13 protein-coding genes are annotated in these 13,802 nt (G+C 65.4%); 5 read left to right on the forward strand and 8 right to left on the reverse strand.

The window, feature by feature from the left end; genetic code table 11:
- Positions 1-26: 26 nt before the first annotated feature.
- Entirely contained in the window at positions 27-1,388 is a 1,362-nt protein-coding gene (proS, locus tag DL899_RS00930; protein ID WP_111731887.1) for a proline--tRNA ligase, read from the reverse strand.
- Positions 1,389-1,556: 168 nt separating this feature from the next.
- Between proS and DL899_RS00935 the strand changes: the two genes are divergently transcribed.
- From DL899_RS00935 to DL899_RS00955, 5 genes are all read left to right on the forward strand, one after another.
- The gene (locus DL899_RS00935) at positions 1,557-2,624 is read left to right on the forward strand and encodes an AI-2E family transporter (RefSeq protein ID WP_111731888.1); all 1,068 of its coding nucleotides are present in this window, start codon (positions 1,557-1,559) and stop codon (positions 2,622-2,624) included.
- A 274-nt stretch (positions 2,625-2,898) separates the two neighbouring features.
- Positions 2,899-3,564 (forward strand): P-loop NTPase family protein, encoded by a 666-nt coding sequence (locus tag DL899_RS00940; RefSeq protein WP_111731889.1) that lies wholly within the window; start codon positions 2,899-2,901, stop codon positions 3,562-3,564.
- A gap of 69 nt (positions 3,565-3,633) precedes the next feature.
- A complete protein-coding gene (locus tag DL899_RS00945) occupies positions 3,634-5,808 on the forward strand; it encodes an RNA degradosome polyphosphate kinase (RefSeq protein WP_111731890.1) in 2,175 nt (724 codons plus the stop codon).
- Positions 5,809-5,898: 90 nt separating this feature from the next.
- Positions 5,899-6,072 (forward strand): DUF1328 domain-containing protein, encoded by a 174-nt coding sequence (locus DL899_RS00950; RefSeq protein WP_111731891.1) that lies wholly within the window; start codon positions 5,899-5,901, stop codon positions 6,070-6,072.
- Positions 6,073-6,150: 78 nt separating this feature from the next.
- Entirely contained in the window at positions 6,151-7,695 is a 1,545-nt protein-coding gene (locus DL899_RS00955) for a Ppx/GppA family phosphatase (protein ID WP_111731892.1), read from the forward strand.
- Here DL899_RS00955 and DL899_RS00960 read toward each other — a convergent pair whose 3' ends face one another.
- The 7 genes from DL899_RS00960 to scpA all read right to left on the reverse strand — a co-directional run bounded on the left by DL899_RS00960 (position 7,696) and on the right by scpA (position 13,744).
- Positions 7,696-8,091, reverse strand: coding sequence for a hypothetical protein (locus DL899_RS00960; protein WP_111731893.1), 396 nt, complete (start codon positions 8,089-8,091; stop codon positions 7,696-7,698).
- Between the two features lie 103 nt (positions 8,092-8,194).
- Positions 8,195-9,229, reverse strand: a complete 1,035-nt coding sequence (locus DL899_RS00965) for an endonuclease/exonuclease/phosphatase family protein (protein ID WP_111731894.1) — start codon at positions 9,227-9,229, stop codon at positions 8,195-8,197.
- A 3-nt stretch (positions 9,230-9,232) separates the two neighbouring features.
- Positions 9,233-9,913: a molecular chaperone DjiA gene (locus DL899_RS00970; RefSeq protein ID WP_111731895.1), complete on the reverse strand. Its 681-nt coding sequence runs from the start codon at positions 9,911-9,913 to the stop codon at positions 9,233-9,235.
- Between the two features lie 52 nt (positions 9,914-9,965).
- Positions 9,966-10,451, reverse strand: coding sequence for a GNAT family N-acetyltransferase (locus tag DL899_RS00975; protein WP_111731896.1), 486 nt, complete (start codon positions 10,449-10,451; stop codon positions 9,966-9,968).
- A complete protein-coding gene (locus DL899_RS00980) occupies positions 10,448-11,062 on the reverse strand; it encodes a VOC family protein (protein WP_111731897.1) in 615 nt (204 codons plus the stop codon). Before DL899_RS00980 ends, DL899_RS00975 begins: the two co-directional genes overlap by 4 nt.
- Positions 11,059-11,550 (reverse strand): MAPEG family protein, encoded by a 492-nt coding sequence (locus DL899_RS00985; RefSeq protein WP_111731898.1) that lies wholly within the window; start codon positions 11,548-11,550, stop codon positions 11,059-11,061. The genes DL899_RS00980 and DL899_RS00985 overlap by 4 nt, the downstream gene beginning before the upstream one ends.
- Positions 11,551-11,614: 64 nt before the next feature.
- A complete protein-coding gene (gene scpA, locus DL899_RS00990; protein WP_111731899.1) occupies positions 11,615-13,744 on the reverse strand; it encodes a methylmalonyl-CoA mutase in 2,130 nt (709 codons plus the stop codon).
- Positions 13,745-13,802 lie beyond the last annotated feature (58 nt).

The following is a 13,802-nucleotide window of genomic DNA, read 5'->3' on the forward strand; positions in this document are numbered from 1 at the left end:
AAGCGTAACGCGCACATCGCCCGCGCTCAGACGGGGGCTGAGCCGGCCTGGTGCGGGGCATAGATTTCCGCCAGCCGCGCAACCGCCGCCTCTGGCGACAACTCTTCGCTTTCGCCGGTCCTGCGGCTGGTCAGCTCGACCACGCCGGTCTTCAGCCCCCGCGGCCCGACGGTAACGCGCCAGGGAAGGCCGATCAGGTCCATGGTGGCGAACTTGGCGCCGGCGCGGTCCTCGGTATCGTCATACAGCGGTTCCAGCCCGCGGGCAGCAAGCGCGCGATAGATCTCTTCGCAGGCCGCGTCGGTGCCGGCATCACCCTGCTTGAGGTTGACAATCCCGGCATGGAAGGGCGTCACCCCCTCGGGCCAGATGATACCACGCTCGTCATGGCTGGCCTCGATGATCGCGCCCACCAGGCGGCTGACGCCGATGCCGTGGCTGCCCATGTGCACCGGTACCGGCTTGCCGTCGGGGCCCTGCACGGTGGCGCCCATCGGTTCGGAATACTTGGTACCGAAATAGAATATCTGCCCCACCTCGATACCGCGCGCCTGACGGCGGCGGGCCTCGGGCACATTCTCGTTGAACACCGCCTCGTCATGGGTTTCGTCGGTGCGGGCATAACGCGAGGTGAATTCTTCTAGAACCGCCTGACACTGAGCGTGATCGTCATAGTCGATCCCGCGGTCGCCAAAGGTCAGATCGGTGACTTCGCTGTCATAGAACACTTCCGACTCGCCCGTTTCGGCCAGCACCAGGAATTCATGGGTGTAATCGCCCCCGATCGGCCCGCCATCGGCGCGCATCGGGATCGCCTGCAACCCCATGCGTTCATAGGTGCGCAGATAGCTGACAAGGTGGCGGTTGTAGGCGTGCAGCGCGTCTTCCTTGGTGAGGTCGAAATTGTAGCCGTCCTTCATCAGGAACTCGCGGCCCCGCATCACGCCGAAACGCGGGCGGATCTCGTCGCGGAATTTCCACTGGATGTGATAAAGCGTCTTGGGCAGGTCCTTGTAGCTCGACACGTGAGAGCGGAAGATGTCCGTGATCAGCTCTTCGTTAGTCGGCCCATAGAGCATGTCACGCCCATGGCGGTCGGTGATGCGCAGCATCTCTTCGCCGTAGTCGTCATAACGGCCGGATTCGCGCCACAGATCGGCCGATTGCAGCGTCGGCATCAGCATCGGGATATGGCCCGCGCGCACCTGTTCCTCGTGCACGATGTTTTCAAGCTTGCGCAACACCTTGAAGCCCATCGGCAACCACGAATAGATGCCTGCGCTGGCCTGCTTGATCATGCCCGCGCGCAGCATCAGCCGGTGGCTGACGATCTGTGCCTCGGCGGGCGTTTCCTTGAGCACAGGCAGGAAATAGCGGGACAGGCGCATGGCGGCGAACCTCGTGACAAAATGGCGTTGGGCTTCCGTTTAGGCGCTCGCGCGGGGTGAGACAAGCAGTCAAGCGGGCTTGCCAACCGGCGCACGAGCGGTTTCCAAGCCTTGCAACGGATGCCGGCATGGGCGACAAGTCTCATTGTCACATCGCGCGGGGCACGCATGACACTACCAGTTGGCACGCAACTGAAATACTGGGGCATCGCCGCGGCCGTATTCCTGATCACGTTGTGGTATCTCGGCGATGTCATCCTGCCCTTCGTGCTGGGCGGCGCCATCGCCTATTTTCTCGACCCCGTCGCCGACCGGCTGGAGCGAATGGGCTGCACCCGCGCCGTCGCCGTCACGCTGATCACGCTGATGGCGCTGATGATTTTTGTCATCATGGCGCTGCTGGTGATCCCGACGCTGGTGGAGCAGACAGTGAACCTGTTCAACGTGGTGCCCCGGCTGCTGGGTGATCTGCAGAACTTTCTGACCGAACGGTTCCCCGAACTGGTCAACGAGGACTCGACCCTGCGCAAATCGCTGATCACGCTTGGCGAAACGGTCCAGGACAAGGGTGTGACCCTGCTCGAAGGGGTGGTGAGTTCGGCCGCTTCGGTGGTCAATGTGGTGTTGCTGTTCGTGATCGTGCCGGTGGTGGCGTTCTACCTGCTTTACGACTGGGACCGCATGATCGCCGAGATCGACACGCTGCTGCCGCGCGAACACGCGCCGATGATCCGCCGACTGGCACATGAGATAGATGAAACGCTTGCCAGCTTCATTCGCGGCATGGGTACGGTGTCCCTGATCCTGGGCACCTATTACGCCGTGGCGCTGATGCTGGTGGGGCTGCAATTCGGCCTTGTGGTGGGGGCCGTGGCGGGGCTGATCACCTTTATTCCCTATGTCGGGGCGCTGGTGGGCGGTGTGCTGGCCATTGGCCTGGCATTGTTCCAGTTCTGGGGCGACTGGGTCAGCATCGGGCTGGTGGGCGGCATCTTCGTGCTGGGCCAGGTGGTCGAGGGCAACATACTGACGCCCAAGCTGGTGGGCAATTCGGTCGGGCTGCACCCGGTCTGGCTGATCTTCGCACTGGCCGTGTTCGGGGCGCTCTTTGGCTTTGTCGGCATGCTGGTGGCGGTGCCGGTCGCCGCCGCGCTAGGCGTGCTCACGCGCTTTGCCGTCGCGCAATACAAAGACAGCCGCCTGTATCGCGGCGCAGACGGAATAGACACTGACTGATGCCCCGGCAGCTGAGCTTCAAAGAACCGGGATGCATCGGCCCCCCGGATCGCCCGCGATCCGGTTCGCGCCCGACCCCGCCCCCCAGGGCGGGCGCGAATTGTCTTCCGCCTTGCGCATCTTTCGACGTGGATCGCCCGACCTCGGCAATGCGCGCATGTCGCCGCGCCCTCCCTCGGGGCCGGGCGCGAACCTGCGTGGCGCCACGAACCACCAGGCCAGACAACCCGCGGAACGGCCACCGTTCACCTGCGAATTCTGAAGGCAAAAACACATGCCCCGGCAGCTGAGCTTTGATCTGCCCGTGCGAGAGGCGCGTGGCCGTGGCGATTTTTTCGTCTCCGAGGCCAACGCGGCGGCGCTGGCGATGATCGAGGGATGGCGCGACTGGCCCCAGCGCAAGCTGGTGCTGACCGGGCCCGAAGGCGCCGGCAAGACCCACCTTACCCATGTCTGGGCGGGGCTGAGCGGGGCCACGATCGTGTCGGCCCAAACGCTGAACGAGGCCGACATCCCCACGCTCGCCGCCGCGCCGGTGGCGGTCGAGGATTGCGACCGCATCGCCGGTGACAAGGCGCTGGAAACCGTGCTCTTTCATCTGCACAACTTGGTGCTGGCCGAGGGGCACGCGGCGCTGTTCACCGCCACGCTGCCGCCCCGGCGCTGGCCACTTGTCCTGCCCGATCTGGCCAGCCGCATGCAAGCCACGGCGCTGGCGCGCATCGCGCCCCCCGACGACGCGCTGCTGGCGGCGGTGCTGACCAAGCTGTTCACCGACCGCCAGATTTCCCCCAGCCCCGCCACCGTGCCCTACCTGGCGCGCCGGATCGAACGCTCCTTTGCCGCCGCACGCCAGATCGTCGCCCGGCTTGACGCCTTGGCACTGGAACAAGGCCGGGCTATCACACCCGCACTGGCCCGCGAAGTGCTGGACGAGTAGGGTGCATGAGCGGCACCTTGAATTTTACCGTTCGCAGTCGCATTTCAGCTATTCTTGACCAGGGCCGATATGGAAACCGCAGATTTTCTGAACTCCAACATGCCACAGCCGGTGGACCTGCCCGACCTCGACAAGAACGGTCCGGGGCGGTTCTACAACCGTGAACTCAGCTGGCTGGGCTTCAACTGGCGGGTTCTGGAAGAGGCGCAGAACCTGCGCGTGCCGTTGCTGGAACGTCTGCGGTTCCTGTCGATCTCGGCCACCAACCTGGACGAATTCTACAACGTCCGCGTCGCCGGTCTGCGCGAACTGGCGCGCGAGGGGCGCACCACACCGGGCGCCGACGGGCTGACACCGGCCGAACAACTGATACTGATCGACGAAAACGCCCGCCGCCTGCTGCACAGCCAGCAGGAAACCTTTGCCGCCCTGCGCAGCGAGATGGAAGAGGCCGGCATCGCCATCCTCACCCGCGACGGGTTGACGAAAGAGGATCGCGAATTCCTGGCCCAGGCGTTTCTCGACCGGGTCTTTCCGGTGCTCTCGCCGCTGGCGATCGACCCCGCGCACCCCTTTCCGTTCATTCCCAACCTGGGTTTCTGCCTGGCGCTGCAACTTGAACGCAAGTCGGACCGCCGCGCGCTGCGCGCCCTGCTGCCGATCCCGCACCAGATCGACCGTTTCATCACCCTGCCCTCTGCCGAGGGCACCCACCGCGCCCTGCCGATGGAAGAGATGCTGCTCTTGCATCTCGACAGCCTCTTTCCGGGCTATCGCTGCCTGGCCCACTGCACCTTCAGGGTGCTGCGCGACAGCGACCTGGAGGTCGAGGAAGAGGCCGAGGACCTGGTGCGCGAATTCGAGGTCGCGCTCAAGCGCCGCCGCCGCGGCGAGGTGGTGCGCCTCAAGATTTCCGCCGGCGCGCCCGAAGGGCTGCGCGCCACCATCATGCGCGAGCTGCACGTCCGCCCCGAAGAGGTGGTCGAGATCGACGGCATGATCGGCGTTGCCAACCTCAAGGAACTGGTGCTCGAAAACCGGCCCGACCTGCTGTGGCCTGTCTTTACCTCCCGCGTGCCCGAACGCGTGCAGGACCATGACGGCGACATGTTCGCCGCCATCCGGCAAAAGGACATGCTGCTGCACCACCCCTACGAAACCTTCGACATGGTGGTGCGGTTCCTGACCCAGGCGGCGCGCGACCCCGACGTGGTGGCGATCAAGCAGACGCTTTACCGCACGTCGGAAAACTCTCCGGTCGTGGGCGCGCTGTGCGAGGCGGCCGAGGATGGCAAGTCGGTCACCGCGCTGGTCGAACTCAAGGCCCGCTTCGACGAGGCCGCCAACATCCGCCAGTCGCGGCGGCTGGAACGGGCAGGCGCGCATGTGGTCTATGGCTTCATCGACTGGAAGACCCACGCCAAGATTTCCACCGTCGTCCGGCGCGAGGGCGACAGACTGGTGACCTATACCCATTTCGGCACCGGCAACTATCACCCCATCACCGCCCGCATCTATACCGACCTCAGCCTGTTCACCTGCGATGCGGCGCTGGGGCGCGACGCCACCAAGGTGTTCAATTACCTTTCCGGTTATGCCCTGCCCGAGCGGCTGGAGAACCTGTCGATCTCGCCGCACTGGCTCAAGGATCGGCTGCTCGAGATGATCGGGGCCGAAGCCACCCACGCGGCAGAGGGACGGCCCGCCGCGATCTGGGCCAAGATGAACGCACTGATCGACCCCGACGTGATCGACGCGCTTTATGCCGCCAGTCAGGCGGGCGTGCGCATCAATCTGGTCGTGCGTGGCATCTGCGGGCTGCGCCCGGGCATCACGGGATTGTCGGAAAACATCCGCGTCAAGTCGATCGTCGGGCGGTTTTTGGAACATTCCCGCATCGTCTGTTTCGGCAATGGTGCCGGGCTGCCATCGCGCGGCGCGCGCGTCTTCATCAGTTCGGCCGACTGGATGGAACGCAACCTCAACCGCCGGGTCGAAACCCTGGTCGAGATCAGGAACGCCACCGTCAAGGCCCAGATCGTCAGCCAGATCATGGCCGCCAACATGGCCGACATCGCCCAGAGCTGGGTGATGGAGTCCGACGGCAGTTTCCGCCGCGCCGAATGGCCCGAGGGCGAGTTCGCTTTCAGCTGCCACCGCTTTTTCATGGAAAACCCGTCATTGTCGGGTCGTGGCTCTGCCGGGGCAGCAGATGTGCCGAAACTGACCCACACGGGCGACTGACACCGGCGGAAAACGTCTGTTTTCAGCGTCTGCCGTGAAATCCGGGGACAGAGACCTTATATCCTGTGCCATAACGATAGGAGGTTCTCCATGCTTGGATGGGCACTGACATTTCTCGTCGTCGCCATCATCGCGGGCGTTCTGGGCTTTGGCGGCATCGCAGCCGCCTCCGCCGGGATAGCCAAGGTCATCTTTGTCATCTTCCTGGTGCTTTTCGTCGTCGCCATGCTGATGAGGGCTATCAAGGGCAAGCCGCCGGTCTGAAGCGATCCCGATGCCTGCACCGATTGACCCGCCCGCCCCGGTGTCGCATTAAGGGCCTGCTAGGAACCCGAGGGTCAGATGGACCGCAGCAACGATCCGGACGATCAGGAATGGGGCCCGTTCGGGCGCCCCCTGTTTGACGAGGCGTCGGCGCAAGGGCTTAACCGCGTCGGCGTGGTCGACATAGGCTCCAACTCGGTGCGGATGGTCGTGTTTGACGGCGCCGCGCGCAGCCCGGCCTATTTCTTCAACGAAAAGATCATGTGCGCGCTGGGCAAGGGGCTGGCGGTTACCGGGCGGCTCAACCCCGAGGGGCGCGCGCGCGCCCTGGCGGCGATGCGTCGCTTTCACCTGCTGGCCGAGGGCATCGGCACCGGCCCGCTGACAGCGGTCGCCACCGCCGCCGTACGCGAGGCCGAGGACGGCCAGGACTTCTGCAACGAGGTCCGCCGCGAAACCGGCATCCGCATCTGGACCATCGACGGCGAAGAAGAGGCCCGGCTTTCAGCCCAGGGGGTTCTGCTGGGCTGGCCGGGGTCCTACGGGCTGGTCTGCGACATCGGCGGCGCGTCGATGGAGCTGGCCGAGATCGACGCCGGCACTGTCGGGCGGCGGGTCAGCACGCCGCTGGGCCCGCTCAAGCTGTGCGACATCAAGGGCGGGCACAAGGCTCGCCGCGCGCTGATCCGCGAACGTCTGGCGGCGATCCGCTATCAGCTTGGCGAACAGCGCAACCGCCTGTTCCTGGTCGGCGGGTCCTGGCGCGCCATCGCCAAGATCGACATGGCCCGCCGCGAATACCCGCTGCATGTGCTGCACGAATACCGGATGAGCCCGAAATCGGTGCGCGAAACGGTCAAGTACATCGAAAAGAACGACATCGAGACCCTGCGCGCCCGATCCGGCGTATCATCCAACCGGATCGCGCTGGTGCCCTATGCCGCCGAGGTGCTGCGCGAGGTGGTCAAGACCTTCAAGCCGCGCGATATCGCCGTATCCAGCTATGGTATCCGCGAGGGGCTGCTTTACGGCCAGATGCCCCAGCGCCTGCGCGACCGCGACCCGCTGATAGAGGCCTGCGCATTCGCCGAATCGCGCGATGCCCGCGTTCCGGGCTTCGGCAAGGTGGTGTATGCATTCATCTTGCCGCTTTTTCGCAATGTCGGGCCCGAGCGCCGGCGTATCATCAAGGCGGCGTGCCTGTTGCACGATGTCAGCTGGCGCGCGCACCCCGACTACCGCGCCGAGGATTGTTTCGACAACGCCACCCGCGCCAACCTGGGCGGGCTCAAGCATTCCGAGCGGGTGTTTCTGGGGCTGGCGCTGCTGCACCGCTACTCCAACAGCCGCGAAGGCACGCGTTTCGCCGATCTCAACTCGCTCGTGACGCCAACCGACGAATGGCAGGCCGAGGTGCTGGGAAAGGCGATGCGTTTCGCCGCCATGCTGCTGCCCATGCGCGACGCAAGCCTTGGCGAATTGCGCTGGTTCCCCAAGAAAAAACAGCTGGAACTGCGCCTGTCGGCCGAGGCCGGCCCATTGTTCGGAGAGGTGGCCGAGGCGCGTTTTCGTTCGCTCTGCGCCACCCTTCAGGCCGAACCTGTGGTCAAGCTGCCGCGCTGATTACAGCTCGATACTGTCGCCCGGCTCGGGCTCTGACTCCGCATCGGGATTCGGCGCAGGGTCGGTTTCGGGGTCAAGCGGCGTCTTGCGGCGAATGATGATATCGCCATTGGGCAGCATCTCGGGCATCTGGTAATTGCTCAGATCGTCGATTTTGCCCAGCACCTCGGCCAGCGCCGGCCCCATCTCGCCCAGGAACTCACCCAGCGCCGGGCCGACCTCTTTGGCCATGCCTTGCAGATCTTCCAGCGCCGGCCCCATCTCCTGCCGCAGCCCCTCCATGAACATCTCGACCCCCCGCTCCATCAGCGAAGGCGCCTCGTCCCCCTCCTCCTGCGCGGCGGCGGGGGCGGCGAGGACAGCCATCAGGGGCAAGGCGAACAGGATCCGTGTCATGCCTGCCAATATAGCCCGTCATGCGCAAAATTTAAGCCTGCGTGTTGTGCCGGGGCCAAAATCGCACAAAGACACGGGAAACGGTCCCCTTTCCAGACGGCTGTCAAGCCAGGTCCAGGTCCAGCGTCACCGGGAAATGATCCGACGCGGCGATCAGCGCATCGCGCAACTCCGGCACGCGCAGACAGGCCGGATCGTCATAAGGGTGCCATATCCGCCAGCGCGGCCGAAGCTCGCGCAACCCTTCGGAAATCATGATGTAGTCCAGCAGCGCCTGCAGATAACGCCCCTCTGACGCGATATAGAACCGCGCCGTGGTGTTGACCGCGCCCACCCGCCGCGTCACCGCCCGCCGGGCGTGCGGATCGTAGAGGGGATGCTCATCATCGGCCCCCTCGCCCATCACGATCTCGACCGACGAGCGGCCGAACAGGCGCTCGTATTCGTCCAGCCCGGGACCATCATTCAGATCGCCCATCACGATCAGGTTCTCACCCGCCTCGAGATACTGCACGATGCGCCGCCGCAGCCACACCGCCTGCGCCTGCTGCTTGCGCCGGTTGGCGATGGCCATGCGCATGATCTCGTCGTGGTTGCGCGCCCCGTGCGGGGCCTTTGATTTCAGATGCGCCCCGATGATCCGGAACGTCACGCCGCCGGCAGTCTCGGCGGCGATTTCCAGCGGCGGCTTGGAAAAACGCACCAGATCCTCGGTCGCGTCAATATCCAGATCGATCCGGAACACCCCGTCAAAACGCGGCGCGTCGGTTGCGCCCTTTTGCCCGGTGGGCGCGCCCTGCGGGTCATGCCGGCACCGCAGCCTGTCAGGGTCGTAAAGCAGCGCGATTTCCTGCTGGGTGTCGTTCTGAAACCCGACCAGCGCCCGCCGCGCCCTGAGCCCCATCAGCCGCGCGAAATTTTCCAGCGCCGGCACCGTCGCCCGCCGGCCGTTATGCCCCGGCGCCTCGATCACCATCACCGCATCGGCATCCAGTGCGGAAAAGACGATGCCCAGCGCCGCAAGCTGATCGGTGCGCGACACCCCCTGTCGGCCAGAGGGGCCGTCATCATCCAGCACATCGCCGGTATCGTCGAAAAGCGAGTCGAACCATTCGACGTTATAGGTGGCCAGGCGCATGGCTCAGCCCTCCTCCCCGGCGATTTCCTCCCAGGCGCGGTTGAGGTCGATGATCCGCCGCTCGGCCAGTTTCACCGCCTCTCTGGGCACGCCGCGAGCGATCATCTTGTCAGGGTGACTGTCCAGCACCTGCCGCCGCCAGGCCTTGCGGATATCATCCAACGGCGTGTCGGGGTCCACCCCCAGCACACTGTAGGGATCAGGCTGCGCATCGGGCACGAATCGCGCGCGCGTGGCGCGAAACTGCGCCTCGCTCAGCCCGAATATATCGGCCACGCTGGCCAGAAATCGGTCTTCGTCGGGGTGATAGATGCCATCGGCCACCGCGATGTGGAACAGTCCCTCCATCAGGTCGCTCAGCGTGCCGGTATCGTCGCCGAACATCGTCTTTATGCGGCGCGCATAGTCGTCATACCCGGCGACATCCTGACGTGCGAGGTTGAACACCCGCGCCGCGCCGGCCTCGTCTTTGCTGGCGATCTGGAACACCTCGCGGAACGCTGTCACCTCGTCGCGGGTGACCAGCCCGTCGGCCTTGGCCATCTTGGCGCCAAGGGCGATCACCGCGATGGTAAAGGCGACGCTGCGCTCGGGCGGGGTGCGCAGGCGTTCGAAGACGGCGCTCAGCGGCTCGCCCTGGGCAAGGGCTGACAGCGCCTCGGATATGCGGGTCCAGATCGACATGGCCGATACGCTATCCGCTTCGCCCGACCTTGTCAGCGCGACAGAGACCGCTTCAGAGAATTTTCTGCATCAAGACCAGATCCATCCAGCGCCCGAACTTGCGCCCGACCTGCGCCAACCGCCCGACCTGGGTAAAGCCCAGCCGGGCGTGAAAGGCGATCGCATCCGCGTTTTCGCCGCTGACACCCGCCACCAGCACATGCGCGCCGGCCTTGCGCGCTGCATCCTCCAGCGCCGTCACCAGCGCCCGGCCCGCGCCGCGCCCGCGCGCATCCGGCGCCACATGCACGGTGATTTCCAGCGTGTGCCTGTAGCCGGGCCCGCCACGAAACGTGCCCGCGGTGGCAAAGCCCAGCACCGCGCCATCCTTTTCCGCCACAAGGTAAAGCCCGTCCTGCTGCCGCCCGGCGATGTCCGCGGTAAGGCCCTCGGTGGTTTTTTCAATATCGGTAAAGGTGACGGCGGCATCCCGGATATAGCCGTTCCAGATATCGGCAATGGCGCCGGAATCAGCGGGGATGGCTTGGCGCACCCTCATTCCAGCACACGCAACCCGTTGGGCGTGTCGATTTCGGCCCTCAGCGCCGGGGCGCCGGGCTCGAACACTACCCTTGCGTCGCGCAGCTCTGGCCCCAGCAGCGCGCCCAGCGCCGCCGCCTCGGGGTGGGCCACCACCAGTCGGCGCAGCGCACAGCCTGACGCAGCCAGCCTTGCCGCCGGGTGCGCCTCGCCCTGCCACTCGATCACCGCCGGAAAGGCGTTGTCATAGGGCAGAACGCCGGTATCAGGCACCGCCATGCGCCAGCGCAGATCGCCACGCGCCAGCGCCACCGCCTGCCCGGCCCCTGGATGGGCGGCGATAAGCCCGTCCAGATCGTCGGTCCGGCATATCCATGCCTGCGGGCGCGGGCGCCCGGCAAAGCGGTCAAGGTCGAACCAGCGCGGGAATGCCGGTGCGGGGGCGTCCGGGTCGGTGGCGATCACCTCCAGGTACAGCCCGTCCGCCAGCCGCAGCAGCCGGTTGTGGGTGCCGAAATGCGCGTGCTGCCCGCCCGGTTGCAGGGCAACGCCCAGCGCCGCCTCGACCGCCTCGGTGCCTTCCTCCAGCGTCTGCGCCGCCACCGCCAAATGATCGAGCGTCAGGGTCATGTCGCAACCTCCCAAAGCGCCCACAGCGCGACCAGCACCGTGGGATAGAAACTGGCCGCAAAGCCGAACGCCCTGAGCGGCGGTGCCAGGTGATAGCCCGCCCAGAACGCCACCCGCGCCAGCGCAAAGGCCACCCCCAGCGTCACGATCACGCCAGGGCCGTATTCGCCCAGCATCACCGCCGCCGCCGGCCAGATGCAAATCGCCAGCACCAATTGTTCGGTGGTGTTGACCAGCACGCGGCGGTCAATCTCGGCCGCGCCGGTCAGCGGCCCGCCGTCGATGATGGCATCGTCGAAGAACCGCCTTTGCGCCAGCCGCCCGACCATCGCTGCCATCACCAGCCCCGGCGCCAGAAAGGCGGTCATGATCGTGGGCATCAGCGCAAAGACCGGCAGCCTGACCCAGATCGCGCCCACGGTCAGCACAGCAACGGCCCACAGCACCCCGGCCCCCATTCCGATTGCGATTGCCCTGCGTCTTTCCATGCCCGGCCTTTCACCTTTCCGGCCGATATGCGCGACGGGGGCAGCGCCCCCGCCCCGGCCGGCCTTAGCCGCGCGCCTTGCGGATCAGGTCCAGCACATTCTTGGCCGCCGTCGGGATATTGGTGCCCGGTCCGAAGATCGCCTTTACGCCGGCCTTTGTCAGGTAGTCGTAATCCTGCTGCGGAATGACGCCGCCGCAGATGACGATGATGTCGCCGGCATCGCGCGCCTTGAGCGCCTCGATCAGCTGCGGCGCCAGCGTCTTGTGCCCCGCCGCCTGCGACGAGATGCCGATCACGTGCACGTCGTTGTCGATGGCGTCCTGCGCCGCCTCTTCGGGCGTCTGGAAAAGCGGGCCGACATCGACGTCGAACCCGATATCGGCGAACGCGGTGGCGATCACCTTGGCGCCGCGGTCGTGCCCGTCCTGGCCCATCTTGACGACCAGCATGCGCGGGCGCCGCCCCTCTTCCTCGGCGAAGGTCTCGACCGCCTTCTGGATATCGGCGAAACCGTCATCGCCTTCGTAGGCGGCGCCGTATACACCCGCCAGCGTTTTCACCTCGGCGCGGTGGCGCCCGAAAACCTTTTCCATCGCCATCGAAATCTCTCCTACGCTCGCACGCGCCCGCGCGGCCACGATCGCCGCTTCAAGCAGGTTGCCACCCTCGTTTGCGCGCTGCGTCAGCTCGTTCAGCGCCGCCTCGCACCTTGCCTCGTCGCGCTCGGCGCGGATCTTTTTCAGCCGCTCGATCTGGCTCTTGCGCACAGCGTTGTTGTCAACTTCCAGGATGTCGATGGGGTCTTCGCTTTCCTTGCGGTACTTGTTGACGCCGACGATCACCTCTTCGCCCCGGTCGATCATTGCCTGGCGGGTGGCGGCGGTTTCCTCGATCCGCAGCTTGGGCATGCCGCTTTCGACAGCCTTGGTCATGCCGCCCATCGTCTCGACCTCTTCCATCAGCGCCCAGGCCTTTTCGGCCAGCTCGTTAGTCAGGCTCTCGACGTAATAGGACCCCGCCAGCGGATCGACGGCATGGGTCACGCCGGTTTCTTCCTGCAGGATCAGCTGGGTGTTGCGGGCGATCCGCGCGCTGAAATCGGTGGGCAGGGCGATGGCCTCGTCCAGCGCGTTGGTATGCAGCGACTGCGTGCCGCCCAGAACCGCGCTCATCGCCTCATAGGCAGTGCGAATAACGTTGTTATAGGGGTCCTGTTCCTGCAGGCTGACGCCCGAGGTCTGGCAGTGGGTGCGCAACATCATCGAGCGCGGGTTCTTTGGCTCGAACTCGCTCATCACCCGGTGCCACAACAGCCGCGCGGCGCGCAGCTTGGCCGCCTCCATGAAGAAGTTCATGCCGATGGCAAAGAAAAAGCTCAGCCGCCCGGCAAACTTGTCCACATTCATTCCCCGCGCGATCGCGGTGCGCACGTATTCGCGCCCGTCGGCAAGGGTAAAGGCCAGCTCCTGCACCAGGTTCGCGCCCGCCTCCTGCATGTGGTAGCCCGAAATCGAGATCGAGTTGAATTTCGGCATTTCGTTTGCCGTGAATTCGATGATGTCGGCCACCATCCGCATGCTCGGCTCGGGCGGATAGATATAGGTGTTGCGGACCATGAACTCCTTGAGGATGTCGTTCTGGATCGTGCCCGACAGCACCGAACGGTCATGCCCCTGTTCCTCGCCCGCGACGATGAAACTTGCCAGCACCGGGATCACGGCGCCGTTCATGGTCATCGACACCGACACCTTGTCCAGCGGGATGCCGTCAAACAGGATCTTCATGTCCTCGACGCTGTCGATGGCCACGCCCGCCTTGCCCACATCGCCCACCACGCGGGGGTGGTCGCTGTCATAGCCGCGGTGCGTCGCCAGGTCGAAGGCGACCGACACCCCCTGCTGCCCCGCCGCCAGGTTGCGGCGGTAAAAGGCGTTGGATTCCTCCGCCGTGGAAAACCCGGCATATTGCCTGATGGTCCAGGGTCGGCCGGCATACATCGTGGCCTTGACCCCGCGGGTAAAGGGCGCCTCGCCCGGGATGGTGCCCAGGTGATCCAGCCCCTTGGTATCTTCCTCGGTATAAAGCGGGCGGACGTCGATGCCCTCCAGCGTCTTCCAGGTCAGTTCCTCCAGCGGGCGGCCGCGCAGTTCGGCCTCTGCCAGTTCACGCCATTTGTCTGTCTTGGGTGCCATTGACTTGTCCTTCCGTCATCCCTTGCGCCGCGCGACGGGCGCCTTTTTTTCGCCCGTC

The organism is Roseovarius amoyensis, from assembly GCF_003260265.1.
Lineage (GTDB): Bacteria > Pseudomonadota > Alphaproteobacteria > Rhodobacterales > Rhodobacteraceae > Roseovarius > Roseovarius amoyensis.

What these genes read in the sequence shown, in the direction of transcription:
- DL899_RS00955 (WP_111731892.1), top strand. Translation starts at nt 6,151, where the DNA reads ATGGACCGCAGCAACGATCCGGACGATCAGGAATGGGGCCCGTTCGGG.
- DL899_RS00950 (WP_111731891.1), top strand. Translation starts at nt 5,899, where the DNA reads ATGCTTGGATGGGCACTGACATTTCTCGTCGTCGCCATCATCGCGGGC.
- DL899_RS00980 (WP_111731897.1), bottom strand. Translation starts at nt 11,062, where the DNA reads ATGACCCTGACGCTCGATCATTTGGCGGTGGCGGCGCAGACGCTGGAG.
- DL899_RS00970 (WP_111731895.1), bottom strand. Translation starts at nt 9,913, where the DNA reads ATGTCGATCTGGACCCGCATATCCGAGGCGCTGTCAGCCCTTGCCCAG.
- DL899_RS00945 (WP_111731890.1), top strand. Translation starts at nt 3,634, where the DNA reads ATGGAAACCGCAGATTTTCTGAACTCCAACATGCCACAGCCGGTGGAC.
- DL899_RS00985 (WP_111731898.1), bottom strand. Translation starts at nt 11,550, where the DNA reads ATGGAAAGACGCAGGGCAATCGCAATCGGAATGGGGGCCGGGGTGCTG.
- DL899_RS00935 (WP_111731888.1), top strand. Translation starts at nt 1,557, where the DNA reads ATGACACTACCAGTTGGCACGCAACTGAAATACTGGGGCATCGCCGCG.
- DL899_RS00965 (WP_111731894.1), bottom strand. Translation starts at nt 9,229, where the DNA reads ATGCGCCTGGCCACCTATAACGTCGAATGGTTCGACTCGCTTTTCGAC.
- proS (WP_111731887.1), bottom strand. Translation starts at nt 1,388, where the DNA reads ATGCGCCTGTCCCGCTATTTCCTGCCTGTGCTCAAGGAAACGCCCGCC.
- scpA (WP_111731899.1), bottom strand. Translation starts at nt 13,744, where the DNA reads ATGGCACCCAAGACAGACAAATGGCGTGAACTGGCAGAGGCCGAACTG.
- DL899_RS00975 (WP_111731896.1), bottom strand. Translation starts at nt 10,451, where the DNA reads ATGAGGGTGCGCCAAGCCATCCCCGCTGATTCCGGCGCCATTGCCGAT.
- DL899_RS00940 (WP_111731889.1), top strand. Translation starts at nt 2,899, where the DNA reads ATGCCCCGGCAGCTGAGCTTTGATCTGCCCGTGCGAGAGGCGCGTGGC.
- DL899_RS00960 (WP_111731893.1), bottom strand. Translation starts at nt 8,091, where the DNA reads ATGACACGGATCCTGTTCGCCTTGCCCCTGATGGCTGTCCTCGCCGCC.